Source organism: Nocardiopsis synnemataformans (assembly GCF_965343085.1).
In the GTDB taxonomy this organism is placed as follows: domain Bacteria; phylum Actinomycetota; class Actinomycetes; order Streptosporangiales; family Streptosporangiaceae; genus Nocardiopsis; species Nocardiopsis alborubida.
Map to the genome: position 1 here is coordinate 24050 of NZ_CBDRFA010000053.1, position 12444 is coordinate 36493.

Sequence of the window (12444 nt, forward strand, 5' to 3'; positions counted from 1 at the left end):
GACGGATCAGTCCGGTGACGGATCAGTCCGGTGACGGGGCGAGCAGGACGAACCCGGCCCGGAAGGGGTCGGAGCAGACCGCGAGCCGCCCCACGCCCGGGGTGCTCTCCGGCCCCGTGTACACCTGGCCGCCCGCGGCCCTGACCCTCTCCGCGGCGGCGTCGCAGTCGTCGACCGCGAAGACCGGGTGCCAGTCGGCGGACCCGCCGTTGTCGGTCAGCTGGGCGGGATCGACCGCCATGATCCCGCCGTGCGCGCGCTCCTGTCCCGCCCCCGCTGGGGTGAGGATCGTGTACGTGCCCGCCTCACCCGGCAGGTCGAAGCCGGTCAGGCCCCACTTGAACAGGCGCGTGTAGAAGTCGCGTGACCCGTCCCCGTCGGGCGTCCACAGCTCCGTCCAGCACAGGCTGCCCGGCCGGTCGACGGCCTCGATCCCGGGCATCCTGGCGGCCTGCCAGAGGCCGAAGTAGCCGCCCTGGGGATCGAAGAACTGCGCCGTGCGGCCGAAGTCCCACACGTCGAAGGGTTCCACCACCATGGTTCCGCCGAGGCGCTCCACGGTGATGATCGTGTCGTCCACGTCGGGGTCGGCGAAGTAGACCGTCCACGACGGACGTTCACCCTCGCCCCAGAGCGGCCCCAGACCGCCGGTCGCCGCACCGTCCAGGCGCAGGATCAGGTAACCGCCGCTGTCGGGGCCCGGCGGTACGGCCTCCCAGCCGAACAGTTCACGGTAGAAGGCCGCCGAGGCCTCGACGTCGGGCGAGGACACCTCGATCCAGCAGGGCGTTCCGGGCATGAAGTCGGTGGTGATCATCGCTGCCCCTCTCCGTAGCGGACACACCACCCTTCGAGTCTGTCCCGACCCGGCGGCGCTCCGGGGATCGGAGGGGCAAAGTCTCACACAACTCACCGTTGCCGAGACCGTCCGGGAACAGGGTCTCAGCGCCCACGTCAACCAGGACCCGTCCAAGTTTCCGAAGGACCTGTGTCGCAGCTGATCCCGAAGAAGGGCATCGCTCGTTCGGGCGGATCCCGGACCGATACACCACAGCACAGGATCCGCCGAACACGTCCTGGGACGTTCCACGACGACCGCGGTACTGCCCGAAGCGGATCGGAGAGAACACCCTCGCTGTTCCTGTACTCCAACTCCGGGAAGCACGACGAAAGGCGCTCAGTCGCGCACTGCCAGGGGGAGTTCGGCCACGACACTCGTTCCTCTGCCCAGACGGTTGGCCACCGTCAGGCGGCCGCCGACGGATTCGACCCGTTCGCGCATCCCGGAGATCCCCGAACCTGCGTCCTCGTCAGCGAGGATCCCCTTGCCATCGTCGTTGACCTGAACGACGAGCTTCTCCTCGACAGGCGCCACCATGAGCTCACATCGTTCGGCCGCCGCATGCCGGATGATGTTGCTCAGTGCTTCCTGAACGACCCGGGTGACCACGAAAGTGACGTCTCTTCCGCATTCAGGAAGATCGATGTGGGCATCCACTTCCAACCCGCTCACGGTCGCCGCCGCCACCAGTTCACGAAGCGCGGCAACAGGGCTTTGACCGCTGCTGTCACCGATCCGTGAGTAGTCGCGCCGACGCATGGCCCGCACCAGGGACTGCACCTGCTCCAATGCGTCACGCGAGCGGTTCTCGATGTCCTCCAGGGCTTCGAGCATCTCTGCCTTGTCCGAGGAGGATACGGCGCGCGCGATGCCGGCTTCCGCGCGGATGGTGCTCAACGCGTGCCCCACGATGTCATGGACCTCACGGGCCATGACGGCTTCTCTCTGAACGTGCTCGAATTCGACCTGCTGGCGTTCGGCGCGCCGAACCGCGCTGAGTCGCTCCGCTTGGATATGCCCGAGGAGCCAGGCAGCACCGATCGCCCCGAAACTGAAGGCGACCCTCTGCATGAGATCCTGCGTCGATCCGCTGACCCCCAACACGAGAGTGACCAGGACGAGGACTCCCACAACAACGGAACCGGCGCCGCGTGACTGAGCTCTGCGCTTCAACGCCAGAGGGTACAGACACCAGGCCACTCCGAGCATGGGATCGGTCGTGGCGGAGACCAGCCAACCGGCTGCCGTGGAGACGAGTGCCACGGACACCGCCGCACTCGGCGCCTTCCACCGGAGCAGCATGGCGCAGCTCACGAGTGCCGCCAAGCAGACCCCGAGCCACTGGTTCCCTCCCGGGGCGAGGACCGAGGGAATCCAGAAGACCAGCACGACGGCCGCCGAGACCGCGGTATCGGCGAGCCACGAGACAGGGGAGCGCCAGCTTGACGTGTCCATGACATCTCTCCTCATGTGCCGATCCCACCACCGTGATCCGAACCGCTCGACTGCCAGTGTGGACCGATGCGAAGCCTGCGCACACCGCTCGCCTCGGTCGCGGGGGACGCACCTGGTGCTGATCCCCGACGGACCGACCGAACGCGCGACCGGACCCGGTCATCGACCACGCTCCGGGCTCCGGTGCGTTCGGCTGAGGAAACGCGATGGACAAAGGATGCTGACACAACGGATAAATTACATCACTGTTGGTGTTTTTCTGACGACTCCGCGATAGATGACTCCCATGCCGATTTTTTTCATGTCTGATTCGTCGATCCCAGTTCAAAAGGATGGCTCGTGTTTCCCATGCGCCCCTGGAGAAACAAAAGAGCCCTCGAACCCAGATCGGTTGAAAAATCATGGTCAAAACTCCCCTACCAGGGGATTCTCTCTACGGGGAGTGTTCACCGCGGACTAGCACACATCCGTGACCTGCATTTTCAGGAAGTATGGAGACCACGGTAATGACATGGGCATCTTGACTCAGAAGGAGTGACTCACTTAGATTCGCTGCAGACGAACAACCGTTCGCCCACATGCCAGAACAAGCGGAGCACAAAGCGATCGATGGGTCTTTCCCTCAGGGCGGTCAGAGACCACCAGCGTAGTCACTGAACGTGTAATAACACCTGTGAGCTGCATCGTTGCCCACAGCAGAGCGAAAGAACGCACTCAACGCGGTAGTTCCACGAGTTCTTGGAGAAAGGGAAAAATCATGAAGAAGTACACCTCCCCGTCCCTTACCCGCATCGGTTCGTTCAAGAAGCTCACGAAGTCGCTGGGCCGTCTGAACTGCAACGACATTCTCGGCTACCGGGCTCTGTGGACCACCACCCCCGGCTGCTGACGGTCTCAACGAGTGCGGGGCAGCACTTCAGGTGTGCTGCCCCGCACTCGCATTGGACACGAGAAGCACTGATCGGTAGTAGCAACAAAATGAACACCGTGGAAGAAAACCAGGACCCAACTTGAGAGGAGTGATCGTGGCGCTTGTCATCCTCCCCGACACAGCCATTCACGAACACACCCTGTCACGACTCCAGGACACCGCAGGCCCTGTGCTCTGTCAGCATCGTTCCGGACGGCCCTGGATTCTAGGCGGACCAACCGATGGTGGTTTCATAGCATCACACAACAGGCATATCAATGTCGTCGTCACCGGCCACACAAATATAGACGAAGGCGAGCTCGCGAAGAGACTCGACGGCATCGACTCCCTTACGCGAACAGAGAACCTCGCGGAAGAACTCGTGGAGTTCGATGTCCTCTTGCTCGCCCACGATGGCAGTCAGTTTCGGGCCTACGCCCCGACGTTCCAGTCGAGATCACTGTTCTGGACCAGGTTCAACGGTTTGGCGATAGTCAGCGACGAACAGTATCCACTCGCCGCCCTCAACAACTTTGAATTAGACCATGGCGTACTTACTACACGAATCGTCAACGCGGAGGTGTCACATCCGTTTATTCGAAGGCCCGTCTGGCACAACGTCGACGCGCTGGGGATCGGCGAATTTCTGACCGTCGCCGATGGTGCCGACCCTCAACGGAAAAAATGGTGGACCCCACCTCAGGCTGACCGGTCAATAAGCGAACTCGGCCACGAACTCTCTTCGGGAATCGAAGAAGCCCTGAGGTTCCGCACACAAGGAAGTTCGGTCGTCAGCGCTGATCTGTCGGGAGGCCTGGACTCCACGACACTCAGCTTCTTCGCCGCCGAACTAGGCCTTGATCTCCACACTTTCTTCATACAGGCGAGAAGCAAATCGAACAACGACTGGAAATGGTCGGACCGTGCTGTAGAAGAGATCGCCTCCAACCATCTGAAAATCCCATACCAGTCGGTTCTCGACCACATCACGGACGAGATTCCCGCTTCACTTTCGATGTTCCCGGAGGGGCCAGGATCGCTGTCGTCCGCCATAGCATCGGCAGCGTCCATCGAGCAGCACATCAGTGGGTCTGGAAGTACTCTTCATCTCAACGGACACGCGGGCGACGCATTGTTCGGCCAGGTGTCAAGCATGATCTGGTCCTATTTCAGATCGGGTGGGCACGGTAGGTACACATGGCTGTGGCGATACCGAACGATGAACCGCATCCCCGTATCAGCCATGCTCAGAATGCTATGGGACCGGAGAACGTTCACCCATGAACTAGATCAGATCGCGCTAGGGAACTACAGTTATCCAGCCCACGATGCGGCGGATTATTCAAGCTGGATTCAGACTCCACGATTCCCTGACATCTTCACCGGCGTTGCCAAGGAACAGGTCAGCGACCTCGCTCGAACCGAACTCAAGGACGGGGCCACCGCGCTGTCCGCAGATCGGACGGTTCATCAAATACTCTCCTACCTCACCGCCCACGGTGCAGTGAACAGACGCATGAACTACGTGGCGGACAAGGTCCGGTTCGACAGCCCCTACCTCGACAGAAGGGTCGTCGAACCAGCGATATCCCTCAATCATCGGGAACGGACTCGGCAGTATCCAGCCAAGCCCTTGCTCGCAGCGGCAAGACCGAAAACAATGAGTCTTGATTATTTTATGCGTCAGGACAAGGGTGACTACACGCCTGAGGTGTTCGACCACCACCGGACGATACTCAAGCGTGCCCGCAATACCTTCTCCGAAGGATCGATACTGGGCGAACTCGGCCTCGTGCACGACGACGAGGTTGCCAGGGTCTCTGATTCCTACTCCGCAGATGGTGCCGCATATTCGGACCTCGTTGATCTCGAATTTGCCGAAAGGTGGCTGCGGAACGTCCACGACGAAAAAGCCCGGCTCGCCACAAGGGAACATCACGCATGATGAAGCTCAAATCCTCTGTCAAGATGAGCGCGGACGAGGACGGCGCGCTGCTCCTGGACACGGAAAAAGGCACCTACTGGCACCTGAACCCCGTTGGAGTACGACTGGCGGAGGCACTCGCCGAGGAACGGTCGTTCAACGAACTTGTCCAGGCCGTCACCACTGATTTCGACGTGGACCCGGGCGTTGCCCGGCGGGACGTTCGCCGACTTCTCAAGGACATGAAGAAGGCGCGCCTCGTCGAAGGACGGATATCGTGAGCAGGTCTGTACTACCGGAACCGTCAGCGGAACCCGCCTCTCGTGGAGTTCTCCTTCGCTCCCGCGCATGCGTTGCGGTGGCGCTCGTTCTCAGCCAGCTCAAGCCGGTTCGGATCAAGCGCCTGGTGCACGTGGTCGTTCGCAGCGGGAAGAGGCCGAGGATGGAGGACGTCGAACATCACCGTGGGCTCGTCGTCGCCGTCAGCACGCTGTGCGCCGGTGATGGGTGCTTACCCCGCTCGATAGCCACGGCACTCTTGGCAAGGTCGTATGGCTACGGGGTCACTTGGTGCACTGGGGTCCAGGACAGACCCTTCGCCGCACATGCCTGGGTCGAAGTCGACGGCCGGCCCGTGGGTGAGATGGCCGACCTGGAGGAGTTCCGGAAGATGATGGTTTGCGTTCCCGAGTATGCTTCATCAGGCGGTGAGAAGGAATGACCGTCTCGGAGTTGGACAGAGAACCGAAAGAACAGCACCGTTCCGAGGCCGAGAGCACACCTGAATCAACCAGTCGGCCTACCGCCGGGTTCCGTGACGTCCTCCCGCTTCTCAAGCCTTATCGCGTACCACTCATCATCGCATTCTCCATAGGAGTCCTCGGTTCCGCCGCTGGTGCGGTCCAGCCCTTGGTGGTTTCCAGTATCGTCGACACTTTCAACAGCGGCCTTCCTCTGGGCGAGGCCGCTCTGCTGGTCATGCTGCTGTTTGTCAGTGCGGTCTTGACCGGGCTGCGCGAACTCGTCATCGAGCGAACAGGAGAAAAGTTCGCCTATGACTCTCGTCAGCAACTAGTAGACCACATCTATTCGTTGCCGATGGCAAGGCTCGAGATCCGAGACCGTGCGGACATGGTCACTCGGGTGACCACAGATGTATCTGAAACACGGAACTTCCTGACATCCGGTCTGATCGACCTCGCTATCAGCGTGATCACTGTACTGATATCACTCATCATGATGGCGTTGATCGACCCGTTCCTGCTCGGCCTCTCGTTCGCGGCAGTCCTTGTTATTTTCATTGTCATCCTGGCTCTCGGCAAAAAGACCAGGCCAGTCGGGCTCCAGGTACAGAATGCGCTCGGCGCTCTCGCAGAAAGCGTGTCGCGTTCCATAGGCTCCATGAAAATGGTGCGAGCCACCCGGGCAGCGGGGCGAGAATCTGACAAGGCCATGGCGGAGGCGTCAGAAGTCCGCAGGGCCGGCTTCAAGGCGGCAGGTCTCCGCGCTATGCTGCAGACGGTATCCGGCGTGTCCGTACAGGTTCTCCTGATCGTGATCGTCGGCTTCGGTGCTCTGAGGGTCACATCGGGGATCCTCACAACCGGAGAGCTGAGTGCGTTCATAATGTACTTGATGCTCATGGTGACCCCGATCGCTATGGTGGGGAATGTTGTGGCATCCCTCGGCGAAGCTTTCGGTGCTTTGGCACGGATCCTGGAGATCCATTCCGAGCCCGCTGAACCGGACGTTCAGACTGCATCCATCAGCACCGTCCCCGAGGACACGGACGAGGTTTTTCGCTTCGAGGAGGTATCGTTCCAGTATGCTCGGCAACCACCAGGAGGGTCTGACGGTGCTGAATTGTCGCTCTCTGGCGTATCATTTTCCGTCACCCGTGGAGAGACGGTCGCGTTCGTAGGACCGTCAGGAGCGGGGAAGACGACCGTCTTCTCACTCCTGGAGCGCTTCTACGAGCCGACTGGTGGACGGATACTCTTCAGAGGCCGAGACGTCAGAGAAATGTCTCGCGACGAACTGAGGGGGCAGATGGCCTATGTCGACCAGGATGCTGTCGTTCTTTCAGGCAACGTGCGGGAGAACTTGAACCTGTCTGCTGACGAAGCGACGGATGTGGAGTGCATCGCGGCACTGAAGCAGGTGGGACTCGTACAGAACGATGCAGCTGGACGCCGCTACCTCGAACGGGAGGTGGGCGAACTGGGCACGCGCCTCAGCGGGGGGCAGCGACAGCGGCTGGCGATCGCTCGAGCGCTACTGGCGGGAAACCCAGTATTGCTGCTGGACGAGGCGACGTCCAACTTGGACAGCCGCAACGAGACGATGGTTCAAGACGCCCTGAACCTTTCTGAGATCAACCGAACGACCCTGGTCATTGCTCATCGTTTCTCAACCGTGGCATCTGCGGACAAGATCATTGTCCTCGACGTGGGCCGTGTGGTCGCCCAAGGCACACACCATGAGCTGGTCCAGAGCTGTGAGTTGTACAATGAGCTTGCAAAGCACCAGTTTCTCTCGGGCTCAGCGGAGGAAGAATGAACTCGCAGGCTTCCGGACCATCCTCCGCTCAGGTGGACGCCGCCCGTGTCAGTGGAGGCGGGAGTGAGTCGGCTCCCGGGCCCTCCATAGACGTTTTCATGGCTGACGATGATGCCGGGTTCCTGCGCGCCTATAAGAAGTTCTTCGAGAAGGTCTCGAATGTAGAACTGGTCGGTGTTGCCGGCAGTGGAGGAGGTCTGGTCGACCGCCTAGCCGAACTAGAGCCGGATGTTCTCCTACTCGATGTCGAAATGCCGGGGCTGACCGGCATCGAAGTCGTCCGTGCTCTGCACCGTCTTTCCCTTCCAACGCGCATAGTGATGCTCACGTCGTTCGATCACGACGAGTATGTGCACGAGGCACTGCGTTACGGTGCGTCCGGGTTTCTCTTGAAAAACGCCTCGCCCGTTCAGATTCTGAGCGCCATCAGGGCCGTCCACGCAGGACACGCGTCGTTGGCGTTGGACGTGACTTCTCGGTTGGTCGACCACTTTCCCGCCAGGAAGTATGACGACCGCACCGGATCACGTGGAGAATATCCGGCCTTCACGGAGCAGCAGGCCAATATTTGCCGGCTCCTGGCCGCGGGCTACAAGAGCCAGGACATCGCGAGCGAACTTCACTTGAGCAACGAGACCGTGCGCACCTATCTCCGGCGAATGTTCGAGAAGTTCGGAGTGAAGAACCGGACCCACCTCGTCGTCCTGGCTTACAGAGCGGGTGTCCTTCGCTGATTGAGGTTTGATTGTTCGCTTCATGGTGGGTATGACTCCTGTGACCAGCAGTTTCGGGAGGCCAGCATGGACGCCACCGAGCAACAACACCGCCGTATGACCGCCGCCGCCCTGTTCGAAGAGGGCACCCTGCGCGACAGCCAGATCGCCGCCCTGCTCGGCGTCACCACCCGCGCGGTCAACAACTGGCACCACGCCTGGAGCCAGGAAGGTGCGGCTGCGCTGGCCAGCAAGGGCCCCACCGGCCCGCACTGCTTGCTGACCCAGGACCAACAGCACGAGCTGCGCCAGGTCCTACGCCGTGGCGCCAAGGACTACGGGTTTGCCACCGATGGCTGGACCCTGGCCCGGATCCGGCGGGTGATCGCCGAGACCTTCGGTGTGGTCTACGCCGACCTGTCGGGGGTGTGGCGGCTGCTGCACCGGATGGGCTGGACCAACCAGCTGCCCACCCGCCGCGCCATCGAACGCGACGAGGAAGCCATCGCCGACTGGGTCGAGCACACCTGGCCCGACATCGAAAAAAGGGGGCCGAAAGTGGGGCGTGGATCTGCTTCGAGGACGAGGCCGGGAGCGGGTTGACCGGTGCGGTGGAGCGCACCTGGGCCCCAGCCGGGCAGACCCCGGTCCTGCACGTGGTCAAAGGGTCCCAGTCCAAGCTTTCGGTGGCCGCGCTGTGCTGCTACCGGCCCAGGCAGCAGCCCCGGATGCTCTACCGGACCCGTCCGGGTTGGTACCACGACCGCGAGTTGATCGCTCTGCTGGATCAGGCCCATCAGGAGTTGGCGGCTCCGATCCTGTTGGTATGGGACAACCTGTCCGGGCACCGCAGCGGCCGAATGCGGCGGGCCATCGCCGCCCGCACCTGGCTTGAGGTGGAGTACCTGCCCGCCTACGCTCCCGAGCTGAACCCGACCGAGGAGGCGTGGGCGCACCTGCGCGCCACCGCTCTGGCCAACCTGGCGGCTCTGTCCTTTGGCGAGTTGGCCTCTGCGATGCGGGGCGGGCTTCGACAGATCCAGCGCCGCCCGGACCTGGTGGCTGCTTTCCTCGCTCATACCGGGCTCCAACTCCGAACCCAATAATCAAAACTCAATGAGGTCGTTCCTCCCTCAGGCCGCCACCTGGTGTCCGGGAGAGGTCGGTGTGCCGATGACACGGCGGCCCGCGGTCCTCGTCGGTGGAGGAAGCCGCAGGATTCCACGGGACACAGGGGGAGCGTACGGGCCGTCTCCGCTCTGCCAAGTGTCCACTTTCGGGTGTCAGCACGGCGGGTCCATGGGTGTGACGCTGGATGCCTCAGAAGGAAACCGACCCCCAGAGAGCCGATGTCGATGATCGAAGTGACAGACGTTTCGAAGAAGTACGGGTCCAAGCTCGCTGTGGACGGGGTGAGCTTCAGCGCCGCACCTGGACGGGTCACCGGGTTCCTCGGTCCGAACGGAGCCGGCAAATCGAGCACGCTCCGCATCCTTCTGGGACTCGACCGCGCCACATCCGGGACGGCACTCATCGATGGTCGACCGTACACGTCACTACGGCAACCGCTGAGGACCGTCGGTGCGATGCTCGACGGCGCGTCGGCTGTGCCGGAACGCCGTGGAGTCGACCACCTGCGCTGGATCGCCCAGTCCAACCGCATCCCGTCTCGGCGGATCTCCGAGGTCCTCGCAACAGTGGGACTTTCCGAAGCGGCGAAGGTACGGGTAGGCAAGTACTCCCTGGGCATGAAACAGAGGCTGGGCCTGGCCGCGGCCCTCCTCGGAAAACCGCGCGTTCTCGTCCTTGACGAACCGGTCAACGGCCTTGATCCCGAAGGTATCCGTACCATTCGCACATTCCTGCGGCGTTATGCGGACCAGGGCAACACCGTGCTCCTGTCCAGCCACCTCATGGGCGAGACCGCGGAGACCGTCGACGACATCGTGATCATCAACGACGGCCGCGTCATCGCGAACGGCACCCTGAATGAAATCACCGAAGGACATACCTCGCTCGAGGAAGCGTTCCTCTCGTTGACGGGTAGCCAGCCCGGACAGAGCTGGTGATCGGCGTGCTGAGCATCATCCGCTCCGAACTGACCAAAGTCCTGACCCTCCGGAGTATATGGGTCATGACGGGCGTCATCATCGCGCTCAACGTCTTCTTTCAGTACCAGTCTCTCGGTTTCAACATCGACGCGGTCGCGAATGTGCGACCCGACGGGATGACCGAGACCAACGGACGGGTCTTCCACGCCGAGACAGAGCTTCGGCAGACGGTCGGTGTCACCGTCTTCAACCCGGGCCTCCTGTTCCCGATCCTTGGTGCGGTGATCGCCGGTGCGGAGTTCCGCTCCGGGCAGCTCGGCTTGAGCGTGGTCGCCGTGCCCAATCGCATCCGTCTGGTCCTGGGCAAGCTCCTCGCCACGACGGCCTACGCGCTCGGGCTCGGGCTCGTGTGCATCGCCTTGGCCACGGCTTTCATGTACGCCGCTGTCAGAGACTGGAATCCCGGCATGCTGTGGAGCGCGGACATGCTGGCCGTCGAGGCCCGTCTGCTGCTGTTCACCGCCACGTTCACTCTGATCGGCGCTGGGATCACCCTCCTCACCCGGCGTACGCTGACCGGGATCATCGCGACGGTGGTCCTGATCATGCTGACCATGGCCCAGGTCGTCGCGATGCTCTCACCCGCCGTGGACGCTTTCCTGCCCTTGAGCGCGGCGCGGAACCTCCTACTGCAGGGACGCGATGCGGGCGCACCTCTGACCGGTAGTGCCGAGCACGGCGCGATCGTCCTGACCCTTTGGGCGCTCGTCACCAGCATCGTCGCGGCGCTGGCCATCAAGCGCAGGGACGCCCGATGAACGCGCCGGTCGAGCCACCCGTGATCCGCCGACGCGACGTCATCGCCGCAGAGACCACCAAGATCATCACGAATCCGGTCGCCGTCGTCATGGTCGCTGTCACCGTGGCCGTGAACACTCTCCTGGCGGCCATCGACGCATCGGGCGTGACCTTCTACACCGGAGGCGGCCAGGAGCCATCGACGTTGTCCTCCTTCGGCACTCTCATGATCGCCCCGGTGTACGCGTTTCTGGTCCTGCCCGTGTACGCCGCGGCGAGCGAGTACCGCGAAGGGCAGATCCGCGTGAGCCTCACCGCGACACCCGACCGGCGTACCCTCCTGCTCGGGAAGCTGGCGGCGATGACCGTGGCCGTGCTCGCCGCCGCGGTCATCGTGCTCGTCCCCGCGCGACTGATCATCGGGTTCTCAGAAGGGCTGGAAGCCGGAGAGCTTCTTCTCGACCTCGGGCAGTGGATCGCCGTGTACGCGTTCATGTCGTTCATCGCCTTCGGCCTCGCCGGCCTTCTCCGCAGCACGATCACGTCTCTGGGGATTCTGGTCACGCTGCCCATCGTCGTCGCCACCGGGGTCCTGCAGTGGCCCGAAGGACTCCGGCTCCTGCCCGACCAGGCCGGTCTGAGCCTGGTCGGAACCCCCGCCTACGACGTCCACGAGCTTTCGCCCGGAGTCGCGGCACTCACCCTCACGGTTTGGACCCTCGTGTCCCTTGCCGTATACGCGCTGTCCCTGATGCGTCGCGACGCCTGAGCCACCCAAGAGAAAACATGCGGTGTTCTCCCGAGTCGGGATGCGCCGTAGGGAACGAAAGGAAAGTGACACAACATGAAGAAGACGACAACTATTATCTGGTCGATCGTGGGCGTGGTCGCCCTGGCCCTGATCGTTACGTTCCTCACGGTTGGCGGCTGACCGCCAAGAACTCGTCCCATGTGGTTTCCCGGTGGCTTGACCGGGGGCCGTGCGCCGGTGGCTCCTAGAACGTGGGGTCTCCATCGCCTTGCGCACACGGGTGTGGAGCCGTCCCGGTGACTGGGGCGACATCGGCGGTTCGACGTCGGAGTGATTCGATTATGCCAACAAAAAGGAGTTACTTCGTTGGCTAATTATTTGTTGTTCGACAGCAGTTGCATGAAGTGTGGGAACCTGGCGCGAACTGTCGAGCAGATCGGAG

The 12444-nt window shown here is 62.3% G+C and carries 13 protein-coding genes; 11 read left to right on the forward strand and 2 right to left on the reverse strand.

The genetic code is table 11. The features are described 5' to 3' along the window. Positions 1 to 22: 22 nt before the first annotated feature. Both ACSIH6_RS26310 and ACSIH6_RS26315 read right to left on the reverse strand, forming a co-directional pair. Positions 23 to 817, reverse strand: coding sequence for a VOC family protein (locus tag ACSIH6_RS26310; protein WP_435111022.1), 795 nt, complete (start codon positions 815 to 817; stop codon positions 23 to 25). 360 nt (positions 818 to 1177) lie between these two features. Further along, entirely contained in the window at positions 1178 to 2296 is a 1119-nt protein-coding gene (locus tag ACSIH6_RS26315) for a sensor histidine kinase (RefSeq protein ID WP_435111023.1), read from the reverse strand. Positions 2297 to 3053: 757 nt separating this feature from the next. Here ACSIH6_RS26315 and ACSIH6_RS26320 point away from each other — a divergent pair. The 11 genes from ACSIH6_RS26320 to ACSIH6_RS26370 all read left to right on the forward strand — a co-directional run bounded on the left by ACSIH6_RS26320 (position 3054) and on the right by ACSIH6_RS26370 (position 12020). Continuing rightward, a complete protein-coding gene (locus ACSIH6_RS26320; protein WP_435111024.1) occupies positions 3054 to 3185 on the forward strand; it encodes a lasso RiPP family leader peptide-containing protein in 132 nt (43 codons plus the stop codon). A 136-nt stretch (positions 3186 to 3321) separates the two neighbouring features. Then, positions 3322 to 5151, forward strand: coding sequence for an asparagine synthase-related protein (locus ACSIH6_RS26325; RefSeq protein ID WP_435111026.1), 1830 nt, complete (start codon positions 3322 to 3324; stop codon positions 5149 to 5151). Next, the gene (locus ACSIH6_RS26330) at positions 5148 to 5411 is read left to right on the forward strand and encodes a lasso peptide biosynthesis PqqD family chaperone (protein WP_435111027.1); all 264 of its coding nucleotides are present in this window, start codon (positions 5148 to 5150) and stop codon (positions 5409 to 5411) included. The genes ACSIH6_RS26325 and ACSIH6_RS26330 overlap by 4 nt, the downstream gene beginning before the upstream one ends. Then, on the forward strand, positions 5408 to 5851 hold the full coding sequence (locus ACSIH6_RS26335; protein WP_435111029.1) for a lasso peptide biosynthesis B2 protein: 444 nt from the start codon (positions 5408 to 5410) through the stop codon (positions 5849 to 5851). Before ACSIH6_RS26330 ends, ACSIH6_RS26335 begins: the two co-directional genes overlap by 4 nt. Further along, positions 5848 to 7689, forward strand: coding sequence for an ABC transporter ATP-binding protein (locus ACSIH6_RS26340; RefSeq protein WP_435111031.1), 1842 nt, complete (start codon positions 5848 to 5850; stop codon positions 7687 to 7689). Before ACSIH6_RS26335 ends, ACSIH6_RS26340 begins: the two co-directional genes overlap by 4 nt. A 98-nt stretch (positions 7690 to 7787) precedes the next feature. Then, on the forward strand, positions 7788 to 8423 hold the full coding sequence (locus tag ACSIH6_RS26345) for a response regulator (RefSeq protein ID WP_435111033.1): 636 nt from the start codon (positions 7788 to 7790) through the stop codon (positions 8421 to 8423). A gap of 66 nt (positions 8424 to 8489) precedes the next feature. Then, positions 8490 to 9005 carry a winged helix-turn-helix domain-containing protein gene (locus ACSIH6_RS26350; RefSeq protein ID WP_435111034.1) on the forward strand — a complete coding sequence of 172 codons (516 nt, stop codon included), beginning with the start codon at positions 8490 to 8492 and terminating at the stop codon, positions 9003 to 9005. Continuing rightward, positions 9002 to 9508, forward strand: a complete 507-nt coding sequence (locus tag ACSIH6_RS26355) for a transposase (RefSeq protein ID WP_435111036.1) — start codon at positions 9002 to 9004, stop codon at positions 9506 to 9508. The genes ACSIH6_RS26350 and ACSIH6_RS26355 overlap by 4 nt, the downstream gene beginning before the upstream one ends. A gap of 249 nt (positions 9509 to 9757) precedes the next feature. Then, positions 9758 to 10471 carry an ABC transporter ATP-binding protein gene (locus ACSIH6_RS26360; RefSeq protein ID WP_435111059.1) on the forward strand — a complete coding sequence of 238 codons (714 nt, stop codon included), beginning with the start codon at positions 9758 to 9760 and terminating at the stop codon, positions 10469 to 10471. Then, positions 10468 to 11271, forward strand: coding sequence for an ABC transporter permease (locus ACSIH6_RS26365; RefSeq protein WP_435111038.1), 804 nt, complete (start codon positions 10468 to 10470; stop codon positions 11269 to 11271). Before ACSIH6_RS26360 ends, ACSIH6_RS26365 begins: the two co-directional genes overlap by 4 nt. Then, complete coding sequence (locus ACSIH6_RS26370) at positions 11268 to 12020, forward strand: ABC transporter (RefSeq protein ID WP_435111040.1); 753 nt, start codon at positions 11268 to 11270, stop codon at positions 12018 to 12020. Before ACSIH6_RS26365 ends, ACSIH6_RS26370 begins: the two co-directional genes overlap by 4 nt. Positions 12021 to 12444: the final 424 nt, after the last annotated feature.

Excerpts from the sequence above, each read along its gene's own strand:
- ACSIH6_RS26310 (WP_435111022.1), bottom strand. The coding sequence starts at position 817 with ATGATCACCACCGACTTCATGCCCGGAACGCCCTGCTGGATCGAGGTG.
- ACSIH6_RS26315 (WP_435111023.1), bottom strand. The coding sequence starts at position 2,296 with ATGGACACGTCAAGCTGGCGCTCCCCTGTCTCGTGGCTCGCCGATACC.
- ACSIH6_RS26320 (WP_435111024.1), top strand. The coding sequence starts at position 3,054 with ATGAAGAAGTACACCTCCCCGTCCCTTACCCGCATCGGTTCGTTCAAG.
- ACSIH6_RS26330 (WP_435111027.1), top strand. The coding sequence starts at position 5,148 with ATGATGAAGCTCAAATCCTCTGTCAAGATGAGCGCGGACGAGGACGGC.
- ACSIH6_RS26340 (WP_435111031.1), top strand. The coding sequence starts at position 5,848 with ATGACCGTCTCGGAGTTGGACAGAGAACCGAAAGAACAGCACCGTTCC.
- ACSIH6_RS26345 (WP_435111033.1), top strand. The coding sequence starts at position 7,788 with ATGGCTGACGATGATGCCGGGTTCCTGCGCGCCTATAAGAAGTTCTTC.
- ACSIH6_RS26350 (WP_435111034.1), top strand. The coding sequence starts at position 8,490 with ATGGACGCCACCGAGCAACAACACCGCCGTATGACCGCCGCCGCCCTG.
- ACSIH6_RS26360 (WP_435111059.1), top strand. The coding sequence starts at position 9,758 with ATGATCGAAGTGACAGACGTTTCGAAGAAGTACGGGTCCAAGCTCGCT.
- ACSIH6_RS26370 (WP_435111040.1), top strand. The coding sequence starts at position 11,268 with ATGAACGCGCCGGTCGAGCCACCCGTGATCCGCCGACGCGACGTCATC.